The sequence below is a fragment of the Staphylococcus sp. HMSC069D12 genome (assembly GCF_001810405.1).
Classification (GTDB): domain Bacteria; phylum Bacillota; class Bacilli; order Staphylococcales; family Staphylococcaceae; genus Staphylococcus; species Staphylococcus haemolyticus.
The window spans coordinates 93,654-109,362 of sequence record NZ_KV801100.1 but is presented as its reverse complement, the minus strand read 5'-3'; the positions used below and the strand labels follow the sequence as shown (position 1 = coordinate 109,362).

Annotated in this window: 12 protein-coding genes, 4 pseudogenes and 1 riboswitch; of the genes and pseudogenes, 5 read left to right on the top strand and 11 right to left on the bottom strand. The window is 34.2% G+C overall.

From position 1 onward, the window contains the following. The first annotated feature begins 70 nt into the window (after window positions 1-70). On the top strand, window positions 71-277 hold the full coding sequence (gene copZ / locus HMPREF2737_RS03605) for a copper chaperone CopZ (RefSeq protein ID WP_029376679.1): 207 nt from the start codon (window positions 71-73) through the stop codon (window positions 275-277). Between the two features lie 168 nt (window positions 278-445). Here copZ and HMPREF2737_RS03600 read toward each other — a convergent pair whose 3' ends face one another. The 10 genes and pseudogenes from HMPREF2737_RS03600 to HMPREF2737_RS03555 form a co-directional block, all read right to left on the bottom strand. Continuing rightward, window positions 446-1,444 (bottom strand): D-lactate dehydrogenase, encoded by a 999-nt coding sequence (locus HMPREF2737_RS03600; RefSeq protein WP_037551559.1) that lies wholly within the window; start codon window positions 1,442-1,444, stop codon window positions 446-448. 32 nt (window positions 1,445-1,476) lie between these two features. Beyond that, window positions 1,477-2,637 carry an aminotransferase class I/II-fold pyridoxal phosphate-dependent enzyme gene (locus HMPREF2737_RS03595; protein ID WP_037551558.1) on the bottom strand — a complete coding sequence of 387 codons (1,161 nt, stop codon included), beginning with the start codon at window positions 2,635-2,637 and terminating at the stop codon, window positions 1,477-1,479. Between the two features lie 79 nt (window positions 2,638-2,716). Beyond that, window positions 2,717-2,824, bottom strand: a riboswitch (SAM riboswitch). Window positions 2,825-2,903: 79 nt separating this feature from the next. Beyond that, window positions 2,904-4,408, bottom strand: a pseudogene (locus HMPREF2737_RS03590) (phytoene desaturase family protein). A gap of 9 nt (window positions 4,409-4,417) precedes the next feature. Continuing rightward, window positions 4,418-5,275 carry a phytoene/squalene synthase family protein gene (locus HMPREF2737_RS03585; RefSeq protein WP_037551557.1) on the bottom strand — a complete coding sequence of 286 codons (858 nt, stop codon included), beginning with the start codon at window positions 5,273-5,275 and terminating at the stop codon, window positions 4,418-4,420. Between the two features lie 20 nt (window positions 5,276-5,295). Next, window positions 5,296-6,423, bottom strand: a pseudogene (locus HMPREF2737_RS03580) (glycosyltransferase family 2 protein). Between the two features lie 13 nt (window positions 6,424-6,436). Continuing rightward, window positions 6,437-7,944: pseudogene (locus HMPREF2737_RS03575) on the bottom strand (phytoene desaturase family protein). Further along, window positions 7,917-8,093, bottom strand: a complete 177-nt coding sequence (locus HMPREF2737_RS11760; RefSeq protein ID WP_256277611.1) for a glycosyl-4,4'-diaponeurosporenoate acyltransferase CrtO family protein — start codon at window positions 8,091-8,093, stop codon at window positions 7,917-7,919. Before HMPREF2737_RS11760 ends, HMPREF2737_RS03575 begins: the two are co-directional and overlap by 28 nt. Window positions 8,094-8,597: 504 nt before the next feature. Continuing rightward, window positions 8,598-9,308, bottom strand: a complete 711-nt coding sequence (locus tag HMPREF2737_RS03565; protein WP_037551556.1) for an aggregation-promoting factor C-terminal-like domain-containing protein — start codon at window positions 9,306-9,308, stop codon at window positions 8,598-8,600. A gap of 452 nt (window positions 9,309-9,760) precedes the next feature. Then, the gene (locus tag HMPREF2737_RS03560) at window positions 9,761-11,185 is read right to left on the bottom strand and encodes a phosphate--AMP phosphotransferase (RefSeq protein WP_037551555.1); all 1,425 of its coding nucleotides are present in this window, start codon (window positions 11,183-11,185) and stop codon (window positions 9,761-9,763) included. 156 nt (window positions 11,186-11,341) lie between these two features. Further along, window positions 11,342-12,317 (bottom strand): annotated as a pseudogene (locus HMPREF2737_RS03555) (PTS transporter subunit IIC). Here HMPREF2737_RS03555 and HMPREF2737_RS11750 point away from each other — a divergent pair. Beyond that, window positions 12,262-12,393 (top strand): hypothetical protein, encoded by a 132-nt coding sequence (locus tag HMPREF2737_RS11750; protein ID WP_256277614.1) that lies wholly within the window; start codon window positions 12,262-12,264, stop codon window positions 12,391-12,393. The pseudogene HMPREF2737_RS03555 and the gene HMPREF2737_RS11750 overlap by 56 nt on opposite strands. Before the next feature lie 263 nt (window positions 12,394-12,656). Here HMPREF2737_RS11750 and HMPREF2737_RS03550 read toward each other — a convergent pair whose 3' ends face one another. Further along, window positions 12,657-13,220 carry a M23 family metallopeptidase gene (locus HMPREF2737_RS03550; protein ID WP_037551554.1) on the bottom strand — a complete coding sequence of 188 codons (564 nt, stop codon included), beginning with the start codon at window positions 13,218-13,220 and terminating at the stop codon, window positions 12,657-12,659. A 312-nt stretch (window positions 13,221-13,532) separates the two neighbouring features. Between HMPREF2737_RS03550 and HMPREF2737_RS03545 the strand changes: the two genes are divergently transcribed. From HMPREF2737_RS03545 to HMPREF2737_RS03535, 3 genes are all read left to right on the top strand, one after another. Then, a complete protein-coding gene (locus tag HMPREF2737_RS03545) occupies window positions 13,533-14,099 on the top strand; it encodes a TetR/AcrR family transcriptional regulator (RefSeq protein WP_037551553.1) in 567 nt (188 codons plus the stop codon). Window positions 14,100-14,307: 208 nt separating this feature from the next. Continuing rightward, complete coding sequence (locus HMPREF2737_RS03540; RefSeq protein ID WP_037551552.1) at window positions 14,308-15,252, top strand: LLM class oxidoreductase; 945 nt, start codon at window positions 14,308-14,310, stop codon at window positions 15,250-15,252. Between the two features lie 12 nt (window positions 15,253-15,264). Further along, entirely contained in the window at window positions 15,265-15,501 is a 237-nt protein-coding gene (locus tag HMPREF2737_RS03535; RefSeq protein WP_037551551.1) for a DUF896 domain-containing protein, read from the top strand. Window positions 15,502-15,709: the final 208 nt, after the last annotated feature.

The following is a 15,709-nucleotide window of genomic DNA, read 5'->3' as shown; positions in this document are numbered from 1 at the left end:
TTATTTCTTTGTTTATTAAAAAGGAGTAAAATATGGGTATATATGAGTAAGAACAACGGAGGTGAAAGGTATGATTAATAAAGTAATTAACGTTGAAGGTATGAGCTGTGACCATTGCAGAAACGCTGTGGAATCTGCATTAGCTAAATTAAATGGTGTGACTTCAGCAGAAGTAGACTTAGATAAGAATCAAGTTCGCGTAGATTACGACGAAAACAGAGTATCAGTTGAACAAATGAAAGAAGCCATTGAAGATCAAGGCTACGATGTAAAATAAAATCCGGATAAGAAACCTGCTTTTGTTAGGCAGTCAATCTAACCCGGGTAAAAGCGATTTAAATATAAGCAAATTATGAAATGTGAGCATTCGCTAAAGCTAATTAAAGGAGTTGAGTCTGGGACAATGGATTCACAAATAATTCTGTCCCACGCTCAACTCCATTTTTTAATTCACTCTTAATTTAGTAGTACCTGTATTAATAACATCAATGACTGCATCAAGTGCATCAACAATTAAATTCTTAACTGCCGCATCAGTATAAAACGCAATATGTGGTGTTAACCAAATATCTTCTCTAGCAATTAATTCATCTAATAAGTCATCATTAATCACTTTATCACGGTAATCTCCAGGGAATAAACCTCGTTCATGCTCATATGTATCTAATGCAGCACCTTTAATTTGACCACTATCAATTGCATCAAGCAATGCTCTCGTATCAACAATCGATCCCCTAGCTGCGTTTACAAATACGGCACCTTTTTTAAATTTTGAAAATAAATCTTTATTGAAGAGATGTGGATTATATTTCGTTGCTGGAATATGAACTGTAACAATATCTGCATCACGTAAAGCTTCTTCCATCGTATCCTTATACTCAACATATTGCCCAACCTTTTCATTAGGAAATGGATCATATGCAACAACATGGCTTCCATATCCTTTTGCAAAAATGCTTGCCGCTATCGAACCAATACGTCCTGTTCCTATAACAGCTACGGTCAAATCACTAATTGAACGTGACAATATTGAAGGTTCCCATCTAAAATCATATTCACGAAGTTTACGTTGAATATCGTTCTGATTTCTTACAATATTAATCGCTTGTGTTACTGCAAACTCTGCAATTGAACTCGGTGAATATGACGGTACATTAGATATAATAATGCCATATTGTGTAGCTAAATTTAAGTCGTAAGTATCAAATCCAGCACTACGTTGTGCAATATGTTTAATACCAAATTGTTGCAATTTGGCAAATACATCTTCCGATATTGGGTGTTGTTGAGATAAAGATAAGCCATCAACTCCTTGAACACCATCGACATTATCTTCTGTTAATATTTCTTTATTTAACTCTACTTCGACATTATTTTGTTCCGCCCACTCTTCAATGTAAGGAATATCTTCATCTCGTACACTCATTATTTTAATTTTAGTCATAAAATTTCATCCTTTCTATTTGTGACTTCTTGTTACTCGTTATATAAATAAGATAAAGAAGCTAATCGTTTAGCCGCTTCAGTTAATAATTGGTCATTTAATGCTAGGGAAATACGGACGTAATGACGACCATTTTCACCAAATGGAATGCCAGGCGCCACTAAGATCGATTGTTCTTTCAACAAATACTGTTCAAATGATTCACTATCATACCCTGGTGGTGTTTGAAGCCATGAGTAAATGCCACCTTTAGAATGTACAAATGGTAAATTGACATCTTTTAATTGCTTTTCAAACATGTCACGACGACGTTTGAATGTTTCATTTTGTTGATCTAGAAAGTCATCATAGTGATTAAGTGCGTATGTTGCTGCATCTTGAAGGGCACCAAACATACCAGCATTAGTATGTGTTTGATATTTCTTCAGCGCTTGTATCATGTCTTTGTTACCTACTGCGAATCCTACTCTAAACCCTGACATATTATAGCCTTTAGATAATGAAAAGATTTCAATTGCTACCTCCTTTGCATCTTTAGAAGCAAGTATACTTGGGTTCTTTGCATCAAATCCAAAAGCACTATAAGCGAAATCATGAACGATTTTTGTATGTGTACCTTTAAATCTCTGAATCGCTTCATCAAACACTGCTTTAGTAGCCGTTGATCCAGTAGGATTATTTGGGTAAGTCAAATAAACGAGTGACGTACGTGCTAATGTTTGTGCATCTACTTTGCTCCAATCTGGCAAATAATGTGGTGGCTCCAAATTAAGTGGTACTGGATTGGCATCAGCAAGCATGACACCAGCGAGGTAATCCGTATAACCTGGGTCTGGAAGTAGCACACTTTCTCCAGGATTAACAATACATGTAGGCAAAGCCACTAAACCATTTTTAGTACCATAAAGTATGCACACTTCATCATCTTTATGTAGCTCAACACCATATTGTCGTTGATAGAAATTAACAATTGCTTCTTTAAAGGATTCCTTACCATGAAATGCACCATATTTTTGATTTTCAGGAATTCGAACAGCATCAGCAAAGTGATCAACGATGCCTTTAGGCGTTTCGCCATCCGGGATACCAACTGCCATATTAATTAACGGTAGTGGTCCATACTCAACCTTACGTCCCATTGTTTTACCAAAGTAACTATCTGGAATATTGGCTAGTTTATTAGAAATTGTCATTATTTACCCCCTTTTAAAATTAAAAAAGCTATATATCACTCTCAATTGATAGTGACATATAGCTTAATTATGACTATGACACTTATCTTTGAGGCATACCTCTTTGGAATTAGCACAGTACTTTTGTCTTTTAAGTCTGTTGCTGAAGTTTCATTGGGCCAAATCCCTTCACTTCTCTCGATAAGTCTATTGAATTAATATTTATTGTATCAGTTCAATGAGTATTGTCAATATTTATAATTTTCAGTTTTATAGCAAGTTCCACTTTATATTCCGTGTTCTATATCCTCTAACATTGCTTCGGCAGTAATTTTAGCACTGGTCAACACAATTGGCACACCTGCACCAGGGTGCGTACTTGCTCCTGCAAAGTATAAGTCTTTATAATCTCTTGATACATTTGGAGGTCTATAATAATTACTTTGTGTAAGTGTTGGCATAAGTCCGAATGCTGAGCCGAATTTGGCATTATAACGACTCTCAAAATCAAGCGGTGTAAATACTGTTTCAGATACAATATCTTGACGTATATCTTTAAGTGCCTCAATCGTTTCTAATTTGTTATAGATGACATCTTTCGCTTGTTCAACCATACTAGGATTGTTCCAGTCAATTTCACCTGTCTTCAACTCAGGGACTGGCATTAAGACATACATCCCTGTCTGATCTTTAGGCGCTAATGCTTCGTCTTCTACAGATGGGAAGTAAAGATATAATGATGGGTCATCAGGCATCTTACCACTAAAAATGTCATCAATATTGCCTCTAAAATCTTTAGCAAATACAACATTATGTACATGTAATTTATCACGTAATTGACGATTAATACCTGCATAAATTAAAAAAGCTGAACATGAATAGTCCATGTTATCTACTTTTTCAGGAGAATAGTTCTTTAAAGGTGAGTGCGCAGGCATTAAGTTTTGTGCCACATATGGAAAGTCAGCAGTACATAGCACTTTGTCAAAACGTCGAATATCATCATTAACACGTAGACCATCTGCACGTTTAAATTTAGGGTCAACAATGATTTCTTGTACATCTGCATTAAGTTCCACTTTAACACCATGGTCTTGACCAAGTTGTAGTAAACCTTGTGCTAAGCCTTACATACCGCCTTTTATATAATGAACGCCATGTACCATTTCATTCATTGGAAAAATAGAATAAATTGAAGGCCCTTGTTTAGGATCAATACCTATGTAGAACGTTTGAAATGCGAATAACTTACGTATTTTTTCATTGGATACATAATTATCTATTAATTGATTCGCATTATTAAATGTTTTTAATTTTAATCCACGATATAGCGTCACTGGGTTATAAAATTCACTTGCTTTACGGAATGTTCGTTCAAGGAAGTATTTGCGTGCCACTTCATATCGTTTATACACATCCGTTAAAAATTGCATAAAACCTTGAGTAGAACCTGGTTCTATCGCTTCTAACGTTTGACTAAGTTGTGATAAATCAGTTGATACACTCACTTTATCTTTATCAGAAAAATAAATATCCATAATATGTGTAAGTGGCTTCATATCAACGTAATCTTCAAAACGTTTGCCACTTTCTTCAAATACGGCTTTATAAACATCCGGTACCATCACTATGGTTGGTCCCATATCAAAAGTAAAGCCATCTTTCTTAAATTGGCTCATACGGCCACCAACTTGTTCATTCTTCTCAAATATTGTAACTTGATGATCTAAGCGGCTAATCGTGCTGCAGCTGCTAAGCCGGTAACACCAGCGCCTACTACTGCTATATTCATATATCTCACCTAATCTTTATATTTTTTCTTTAAATTGCGGTAGATTTTATGTTTTTTCCATTTAGATACGTACGCACGGTCTTTCAATGAGTAATCTGCTTTACGTACTTCGGTTAATATACCTCGATATACTTGGGCTGCTAACTCAATAATCATACGAGCTTCTTCGTTGTATACATTAAGATGATTTAAAACCATGTCATAGTTATTATCGGCTAGTGTAGCGTAGAATTCCCAAATTTTAATGTAATTGTCAGAGGGTTGATCACGTCCTATTTCATCAGCAATTGAAACATTAAATTCACTTAAACGCGCTTTACTAAAGTAAATACGTCCGTTACGATAATCTTCACCAACATCACGTAGTATGTTCGTTAATTGAAGTGCCTCACCTAATTGCTTTCCATACTCATACGCTTCATCTGACGGTGGCGTTGCCAGTATTGGAATCAGTAATACGCCTACAGTTCCCGCAACACCATAACAATAATCTAGTAGACCACGATCTGTTTCAAACATTTCGAAATGCTGGTCTGCTTCAACCGTATCAATTAAGTCATAGAGGGCTTGGAAATTCATTTGGAAATGTGTAGCTGCATCAGCAAATGCCATCATAATGCGGTCATCACTTTCAAATATCGTTGTAGTTTGATGTTCAATAGCTTTAACATCACGGTTAATCTTATGTAGATATTCCACGTCTTGGTGTACATCGATACTATCATCAACGATTCTACAAACTGCATAAATCGCCCAGATTGCTCGTCGTTGTTGTTCTGGTAACATATCAAACGCATATGAGAAACTCTTAGAGTAATCTTTCATAATTTGATGACAATATTGATAATTTTCTTCTAATGTGCTCATGGAGAACCCCCTGCTAAATATTATTTAATACTAAATTGTCGTCCTTTCCATTTTACCTGTTTCGTGTAATGAATATGACGATATGAATTTATATAAATTAAAACAAAAACTAAAAACAATATTGGGTTGATAGATAAAAATAAAATTGAAAAACGTCCTACTCGACGATGTAAACGAATAAATTGTAATGTATATAAACTATATGATAACGCCATTCGCTTAAATGACAAAGTTTTCATAAATAAACTAAGTGTTAATCCGCTATGTGAGGTGATACTTCCCACCATACATAAGATAATTAACATCATGATATGAGGTTGTGTTGACGAAGCACCTACCGCTAAGTGTTTCGTCCATCCCTCTATCATTGTTTTAAATCCCGATTCATACATTCTAAAGCTAACAAATCCCTGACCTTCAAATTGTGTCACTGGCAAATGTCAACGATGAAACGCTTTTCCTAAAGAAAATCCTTCAATAATATGAGATGCAGCATTTTTATCTCCTTGTGTCAGGATATAATCGGATTTGTTCATGACTGTAACAGGTCCAAATGCTAATGACTCCCCTTTAGATTTAGATAAAGCTGAAAAACTATTTGTACCTACAACTGTCATAAGATTAAACATAGCCGATAAGTGTTCATAAGGTTTATAAACAACATGATACGTTTGAATACTCATTAATCCACGATATTGTTGTCGCGCATATGACTGAATAATTGCCTCTAGGGCGTGTTCATTATTCAATTCTACGTCCGCATCCATAAATACAAGAATATCTGACGCTGTATAAGAAGCACCTAGATAACATGCATATTACTTACCACCCCAGGTATTACTATTGTTGTCATACGTCACATTATACACTTTCGCGCCCATCTCTCGTGCTATCTCAGCTGTTCCATCATTTGAATCATCGTCCATGACTATATATTCAACTCTTATTGATTGCCGAGACAAACTTTTTAACAATTTGGGTAATCTCATTTCCTCGTTGCGCGCTGGTATAATCACACTTATTGATTGTGCTGTTTCGCCCTTATGTTTCCTATTAAAAGAGAGTAAATGACGACGATTATACATTAAATAACCACTGACTAATGATAGACCTGTACTTGCATGAAGAAGTGACTTTAATTTAGTCATAGTTGCATTACCTCTAATCTCTTGAAGCATTAGTAACTTTACTTTCAAGTACATTAATTTTATCCGCTACTTGTTGTCCGCTTAATGTCACCATCGGCATACCACCACCAGGATTAACTGATCCTCCTACAAAGAATAAGTTATCAAAGTATTGACTATGCTTAGGAAACTTGAATGCTTTATTTTTTTCTTATCTGAGACTACACCATAAATGGCACCTTTATTAGAGCCATACGTTTGTTCAATATCATGTGGCGTCCAAATATCTTCATATATAATATGTTGACGCAAATCTGTAAGCCCCATTTGCTCTAATTTATCCAAAACACGCTCTCGGAAGTCACGATATTGTTCCTCTGTAAACGGTTCGTCTTGAATGTAAGGAATATGTGGTAATACTTTTAAATTTTCATGTCCTTCTGGCGCTTGAGATGCATCCGATTTATTTGAATTAACAAGATAAATCGTTGGGTCTTGTGGCAATACTTTGTCATGAAACACTTCTCGATAATTACGCTTAGAATCATTTGAGAATAGGAAATTATGATGTGCCAATTGAGGGTATAATTTGTCTACTCCTAAATGCATCACATAGCCAGATGCTGCAGGTTCATAAACTTTCTCTAATTGCGCTATTTTTTTATTTAAAAAGTGCAGTAAGTCACGATATGTAGGTATCACTTCTCTATTAGAAACAATGTAATCTGCACTCACATGTAAACCATCATCTAATCTAACACCTGTAACATGATTAAAATACGTATCAATACTATGTATATCCGTACCGGTATGAATGGTTACGCCTTCTTCAATCGCTATTTGTTCCAATGCACGTGCAAGTTTATGAATACCACCTTTAACGTACCATAATCCTTGTTCATATTGCATGTGAATTAAAAGCGAAAGTACTGCTGGTGCATCATAAGAAGAAGAGCCAACATACTTTATAAAGTAGCCAAGCATATCTCTTAATTCTTGCTTCTCAACATAACGATTAATAGCTTGTTGCATTGTCGAGAAGTAATCCACACCTTTAAGCGAACACAATGGTCCATGGTATTTAATAATTTCAGAAACTGTATCTAGCCCTAGTGCAAAGTAGCCATTTTCCGTAAAACGATGTATTTTTTCTGCATGATTTAAAAATTGATGAAGTTGCTGAATATCGTCATTGGTAAGATAGGTATTGGCATTTAACATTTGAGACAAGTCTTCATATAAATCTATAACTTTACCATTAGTGAAGAAACTACGCCATTGCAAAGGTAATCGTTCAATAGTAACATAGTCTTTCATTTGCTTATCACTATAGTTAAACAAGTTTTCAAATATGTATGGCATCGTTAATATAGATGGACCTAAATCAAAACCGAATCCCTCTGTCTCTAAACGATTTACTTTCCCACCAATGTGGCTATTCTTCTCATAAAGCGAGACATCAAAGCCACTTTGAGCAAGACGAATAGCAGCTGATATCCCACCTAATCCTCCACCTATAATGATGATTTTCTTTTGCGACATGTACGTTCACCTCTTTTCATTCGTAGTTGATAGTAATGTTCTAACCTAGGACGATTATATCGTTGCGTGAGTATGATTGGTAAATTTGCCGAAATCACATAACACACATCAATGAATAGTATATATTTAGGCGCTTTTGATAAAAACAACAATCGGTATCATTGATAACCAATGAACAAGTTCTGCACGGCGCATTTCTAAAATCATAAAATGTATATCTTCCAATTTAAATGAAGCCAGTCGCCTTTTATATAGATACGGTAATTGAATTGAGCTGCTTCTGGAATGTAATGTTTCCATTTATTAATACGAAATAGTTTATTCCATAAAGCGCCTCTCTTTTCCCACGACCTTATTTTAAAAACTGATTCATATCTCACAAATAAAGAGGACGGGTATCGTAACATGATATTAGATAGCGATAATTGTACGGTTATCCAGAACACACTATGTATTAAACCTAGTTTTAATACTTTTCTTAATGTCATTGATATTCAACACTTTCAATTTGTATATTGTCATAGTATCTTCCCTATAATCGCGGTCGGTAAACGTTAAGCTACAGTGTCTATTAAAACACAAAAAAGAGGCCGACCTTAAAGTCGACCTCTTTCGTGATAACTCAATGTACTATCCAGTTACCTTAGTAAATCCTACCACCAACCGTTGTTAGCACGGAATGCAATTGCTGCATCTAATGAACCGTAACGGCTATTAGCGTAGTTAATCATACCTTTAGTTTGTGAAGCTACTGAACCAGTACCCCATGATTCCATAGTTTGACCTAAACCTCTGTAACCAGCTGGGTTAACTGCGTTAGGATTACCACCTGATTCAGGCATTACGATTGCGTTCCAAGCAGCTTCAGTACCACCATTAGCTAAGAATTGAGCTTTAACTGATCCACCAGTTGAAGCTGATGATGAAGTTGAAGCTGAGTATGAAGTAGTTTTTGGTGCAGATACTGCTTCAACGTTAGTGTTGCTTGCTTGTTGGTTTGAGCTTACTGATTGAGTTGAAGCTTCATTGCTGTAAGAAGCTGAGTAGTCAGTTGATTGAGCAGCTGGAGCAGCTTGTGTAGTTGCTACTGTGTCAGCTCCACCAACGTAAGTGTAATCCCAAGACCAAGATTGACCGTCTGAAGTGAAGTTGTATTTGAAACCATCTTTAACGAATGTGATGTTGTATGCACCAGCTTGTACTGGGTGAGCATTTAATTCAGATGGGTTGTTTTGAGCTAAGTTAGCTAATTGTGCATAGTTTGTAGTTGATTCAGATGCATGTGCACTGTTATCTGTAGTTAATGCATAACCTGTTACTCCTAAAGCTACTGCTAATGACGACGCGATTACTGTTTTTTTCATAATAAAAAATTCCTCCAAAAAAATTTAGTTTATATTTTCGTTTTGTTAAATTCTTAAGTTATTGTGTTTTGCTCTGTGTTTAACTTTTGACAATAAGTACTATATCATAAAAAAACGCCAATAGTATTACGCTTATCTTACAAAAAATTACAATGAACGACTTATTCTGTAACATTGAAATATTTATATTTCATTCTGTAATATTATTTTTTAAACAAATCGTTTAAAATTTCATTATGAAATGAGGTTTTACAATACTCTTTTAAGAAATTTACAACAATTTTACATATTCTGTAATATTACAAATTGCCGTTTTGTTACAATACCGTAATATTTCTAACAACTTAGAATATATTCAATTTATTTATATAACATAGAAAAACCAAGAAACGACTCTATCATTAACCGTTTCTTGGTTTATTAATCAACTCATTACAGTATAGTCTTATAAATTAATAATCCTTGACGCCCCATAATACTTTTTCGCATTTACGAATAATATACTTCATTATTTCTATTCTTGATGTTTTCTTATGATCTGCTGGTACGACTAGCCATGGTGCATGTGTTGTATTTGTTTTTTTAACCATGTCGTGGCTGGCTTCAACGTACAAATCCCACTTGTCACGATTACGCCAATCTTCATCAGTGATTTTCCATTGTTTATCTACATTATTTTGACGATCTTTAAAACGTTTAAGCTGTTCGTCTTTATCTAATGTCAGGAAGAATTTTAGGATGATCGCACCTTCATCGGTCCACATCTTTTCAAATGCGTTGATCTCATCATAGGCTCGTTGCCATTCATTCATTGTTGCAAATCCTTCAATTCGCTCTACTAATACACGTCCATACCAACTTCTATCAAACAATTCGATATGACCGCTTCTTGGCATATCCTTTGCAAAGCGCCATAAATAATGATGTTTCAATTCAACATCTGTAGGTGCGCTGATGCCATTAACTTCATAACCAGTAGGATCAAGCTTTTCTCTAATACGCTTAATATTACCACCTTTTCCTGCTGCATCCATTCCTTCAAATACAAGAATTAACGGAATTTTTCTATCATATAAAGCAAATTGTATTTCGCGCATACGTTTCTGCAGTTCAGTAATTAATGTTTTGTATTCTTCTTTAGAAACTTTTTCTACATCTTTATCAAACAGTTCAGTAGCAAAGTGCTCTGAGAATTCACCATCATAAACTTTATCCTTCGCATGATGTTTCGCTATGGCTTGTTCTAAACGTTCAATAATGTGTTCATACATCTTTTCAATCGCCATTTGGCGTTCTGTATAGTCAATAATCTTCCATTGTTTATCCTGTTTAATAAATTGATGCATGTCTTCTAAATACGTTTCTGTTGATAGTACACTTCCATACTCTTGAACTTTCCAACGCATCAGTGGATTTTCTTTTGTTTGTTTAATATGTTCTTGTCTTTTATCTTCATTGATTTCAATAAAGAACTTGATGATTTCATAATCATCCTCGATTAACATATCTTCAAAAGATGTAATTTGTTCTTTTAAAACATCATAATTTTTATATCTATCGTGTTTAATTTCGTTTTCTCTATAATCTAAATAATGAGAGTACCAGCTTCTAAAATAGACATTGATATCACCTTTTTTAGGTAATGTATTCCAATATTTTTGTAAAAACTGATAACGCAAATCATCCTTTTGTGGTGATTGTGTCGCAATAAAATGTGTATATTTGGCATCAAAATTGAGTAATAATTCATTTGAAAGTCGTGTTTTTCCAGAAGCAGGGACACCTTCAAATAGAATCATAATTGGAATACCTAATTCGTGTGTATGTCTTGTAAGTTCAGCTGTCTTTAGTGCTAATTTTTCGATCTTATTAGCCATTAACCATTCACCCTTTATGTAACGTATTATTTCATTTTTATTGTAACACTATTTATTTCATATTTTATCTTAATCTCTATATGTATTCTCATTTTCAAAAAAAGAATTGATAAAATGCGATAATCAACACTTTATCAATTCCTATTTAACAAATGGTTAACCCATAAATTTATATATGTCGTTTGTATAAAGATGTAATACTTTTCGGAAAATAATATCTAAAATGAATGCAGTCACTAATGGTACAACAAAGAATCCCAAAATAATGAGTAAGATACTTAATATTGCAGAATCTATATGTAAGAATTTAAAAGCACTAATTGGTCCAATCATCCCAATGAAACCAAATCCTGCAGACTCTTTAGTTCCTGCAATACCAATCAAGCTACCTGCAATTCCTGAAATTCCAGCAGTTATAAGAATTGGTAACATTATAATTGGATATTTCACCATGTTTGGCATCATCATTTTCACACCGCCGAAGAATATAGAAATTGGTACTGCAACTCGGTTCACTTTGCTTGTCCCAATAAGTAATACTGCTTCAGTAGCTGAAATACCAATAGATGCTGAACCTGCTGCAAGACCTGTAATCCCTATAGCAATAGCTATCGCAACAGTTGATAATGGTGAAATAATAATAAAACTAAAGACCATAGAAATAAGCATACACATCAATACAGGTTGTAGTTCTGTGAAGCTATTAACCATATTACCAATGCCAGTTGTAATCATATGTACGTATGGCAATATAAGTACACCAATTGTAGCGGATAAACCACCTACGATAGTTGGATACACAATCAGTGCCATGCTACCGACACGTTTTTCAATTAATAAAATAAATAATACAGCAATCGTTGCAGTAATCATCGTATTAATCAAGTCTCCGATGCCGGCAATTACCCAGGCACCATTCTTAAATTGTGCAGCCCCGCTTCCTACATAAGATGCACAAGCAACAACTGCAATTGCTAATGGTGTCCAAAGCAATAAGCGCTCCTATTAAAGCAGGTACTGTAAATTGCATTGCTTGTACGACATGTAACAATGTTCCAAAAAATGGGTGGTGATGCATGAACGCTTTAAAGATTTCTCCCAAAATGGCATTAGGTACTAATCCAACAACGATACCAATGGCTACGCCCGATAGCACTCTAAATGTAAAATCTTTAACGCCTATTTCTCTAAGTGTTGATGTCATATAAAAAACCTCCTATTGTTTAATCTGCACACTTAATATGTTGATCAGCCTACTTACTGATGATTGATGCCACATGTAAACAACTACTCACGTCAATCATTTGAATAAGTAATGATAGATTTTACTATATCATAAATTCTAAATTTTCAGAATATTATTTTTATTTTTTCTCAAAAAAGTAACATTTAACGATAATGATTGGATTCCAAAATTTACTTCTTGGTTAATAGGTATGAATTTTTAATACTATCTATTTTGTTTTTCATATCAGATATTAAATAAACTCTTTTCTTTTTCTGGTAGTTGATCAATAAATGATTGTGGATCTTCGGAATAATCATTGCCTATGCCATCCTTCATTCTTTGAAAATGTAAATGCGAGCCAGTTGTCTGTTCACCTGTATTACCAGATAAAGCAATCACATCTCCGGCTTTAACTTGTTGACCTTGAGTTACCTTGAAATCATTTAAATGCATATACCATTGATGATATCGGCCATTATCTTCAGAGATTTGTATCACTTTCCCACCTAAATCATCTTCAAATATTCTTGTGACAACACCATCTGTCGCTGCTAACACTTTTGTATCTTCAGGTAAGTCATAATCATTACCATAATGTTTGTCATTACCTTCAAACTCTAAACCATGATTATATGTGCCATAACCATGCGTCAAACGTCCATCACTATTCCAATCACCATATTGATTATCATCATTAAAAGACATTTGAGATGATTGCATATCAATTTCACGAATTAAATATGTTACGGAAACACCGATACCTACACATATCAGTATAGTCATAACTATTTTGATAAATTGTTTCAAACATCGCTCTCCTTTTTAATTCATTATTATTCTGTATATTATCAAACATCACGACAAGAAAGTGTATACTTTGCTTATAATCAGACTAATTGACTAGATAATAAACAAAATTGACTATTATAATAGTAGAAACTCATCTCATAATTAATTTTAACCATAATTAAATTAAAAATTTTATTAGGAAATTGAAGTTTGACTACTCCACAGTTTAGGTTGATAGTTACATATCATTGTAAGCGTGAACTTTGACAACCATCTCACTTCGACAGATAATTTAATGTAAGCTATAGGTCAACAAGGGAGGTGCCTATATTGACTACGACTAAAGTGGATCCTCGTATTATCAGAACAAAGAAGCTGCTGGTAGAAGCGTTTCAAGAGGTTTCCCGAGAGAAAAAGATGTCACAAATCACTGTTAAAGATATTACTGAACGTGCCACGGTCAACCGTGCTACTTTCTACGCACATTTTACAGATAAATATGATATTCTCAATTACACTTTATCCGAAACAATTTTGAAAGATTTAAATAATACATTATCCGTATCAGATATTATTAATGAAACTGTCATATCAAACCTATTTATTTCTATTGCTAATTATATGGTTGAAGTGCAAGACTCTTGCAAGATGAATAGTGAAACGTTTTGTAACCAAGCTCATCAACGTATTAATAATGAATTAGAAGATATTTTTACTATTATGCTTCGTAATAGCTACCCTGAACAGGATATTGACGTTCTCGTTAATAGTGCTAGTTTTCTAGCTTCAGGATTATGTGGTCTCGCTAGACATTGGCTCGATACCAGTTCGCTTACAGCAGAAGCTTTTATAGATAAAAATTTACCTTTCTTAATTCATCACATCACACACTTGTAATTAAACCTTTAAGGCGTTGCCTTAGAGGTTTTTTTATGGAAAAAGCTAATCTAATCAACAAATACTGAGCATTGTTGTCTAAGCAACAAATTTCATAAGCATGTATGTTGCATATTATTTAAATGGGGCGTATATTACATTTATACAACATGTGTTAGTTAGATAATAAGTGTTGTATAAATACTAAATGAAGTTAGGAGGTAAGGAGATGTCAGATATTGATGAACACGAGGGATTTAAACGTACGTTTAAAAATAATAAATTGACGCTAGGTTTATCCATACCGTTTGATAATAAACAACAAAACAATATTGATTTTGATGAGCAATTGAGACTCGCTCAAAAGGCAGAGTCTTTGGGATTTACAAGTTTGTCTGTGAGAGATAATCCATTGTATAGCCCTCATTTAGGCAACGTTACTACGAATTATGATCCATTCGTCTTTTTAACTTATCTGAGTGCCTTTACCTCAAAGATTGCACTGGGTACTGGTAGTACCGTAGCAACCTTACGACATCCCATTCATCTAGCTAAATCAGCTGCCTCACTTGATCTCATCTCCAATCAACGTTTATTACTCGGTATGGCTACCGGTGATCGCTCTTTTGAATTCCCTGCATTTAAAGTAGATGAAAATGAATTAACAGAACGTTATCAAACAACCATTCACTCACTAAGAGAACTGTGGCAATCACATTCTCCCAAAATCTCAAATTCAATTTTCGAATTATATGAAGATTCAGGGTTACAAGTATTGCCAAAACACCCTTCAATTCCAATGTTTGGTACCGGATATTCAAAACAATCAATGGCTTGGCTTCAAGAAAATATGGATGGTTGGCTATTTTACGCACAACCTTTTCAAGATCAAAAGAAATTAGTGCAAGCTTGGCATAGTGGTACCGACCGATTTAAACCGTTTATGAATATTCTAATGATTGATTTATCCCAAAATCCAAATGAAACCGTAAAACCGATTAAAGGTGGTTTCCGTACTGGACGTAAAAATTTATTACAAATATTAAAAGCTTATGAATCAATTAATACAAATCATATTATCTTAAGATTTACAAACGATGATCGTGATATCGAAGCATTAATAGAAGAAGTTGGTGTGCACATTGTTCCCCACTTCCCAGCGCATACAAATTAGGAGGAATAAATAATGAGAGAATTATTAGATAGAATTAATCAATTAGCAAATAAAGAAAAAGTTGAAAGTTTGAGTGTTGAAGAAAAACAAGAACAACATCAATTAAGACAAGAATATTTAGGTATGATTAGAGGTCAAGTACTTCATACTTTCTCAACGATGAAAGTTTTAGACCCACTTGGCCAAGACGTTACACCTGATAAAGTGTATGACTTAAGAGAAGAATACGGCAACATTCAAGAAAGTTAAAATCATATTATCAAGACTTAGGCTGCCCTTAAAGTTCCAACTTTGAGGGCAGCTTTTTTATGTCCATATTTTTGAGTAAAATTCTTAGTTGAATCACAGCTCATTTTGTTGAAACCCTTTCCTAGGGAAACTATAAAGTAGTTCTTTGATTTTAATAATTAAAACTACTTAATGAAGTGATTGCTCACTTATGTTCGTTTATGCGACT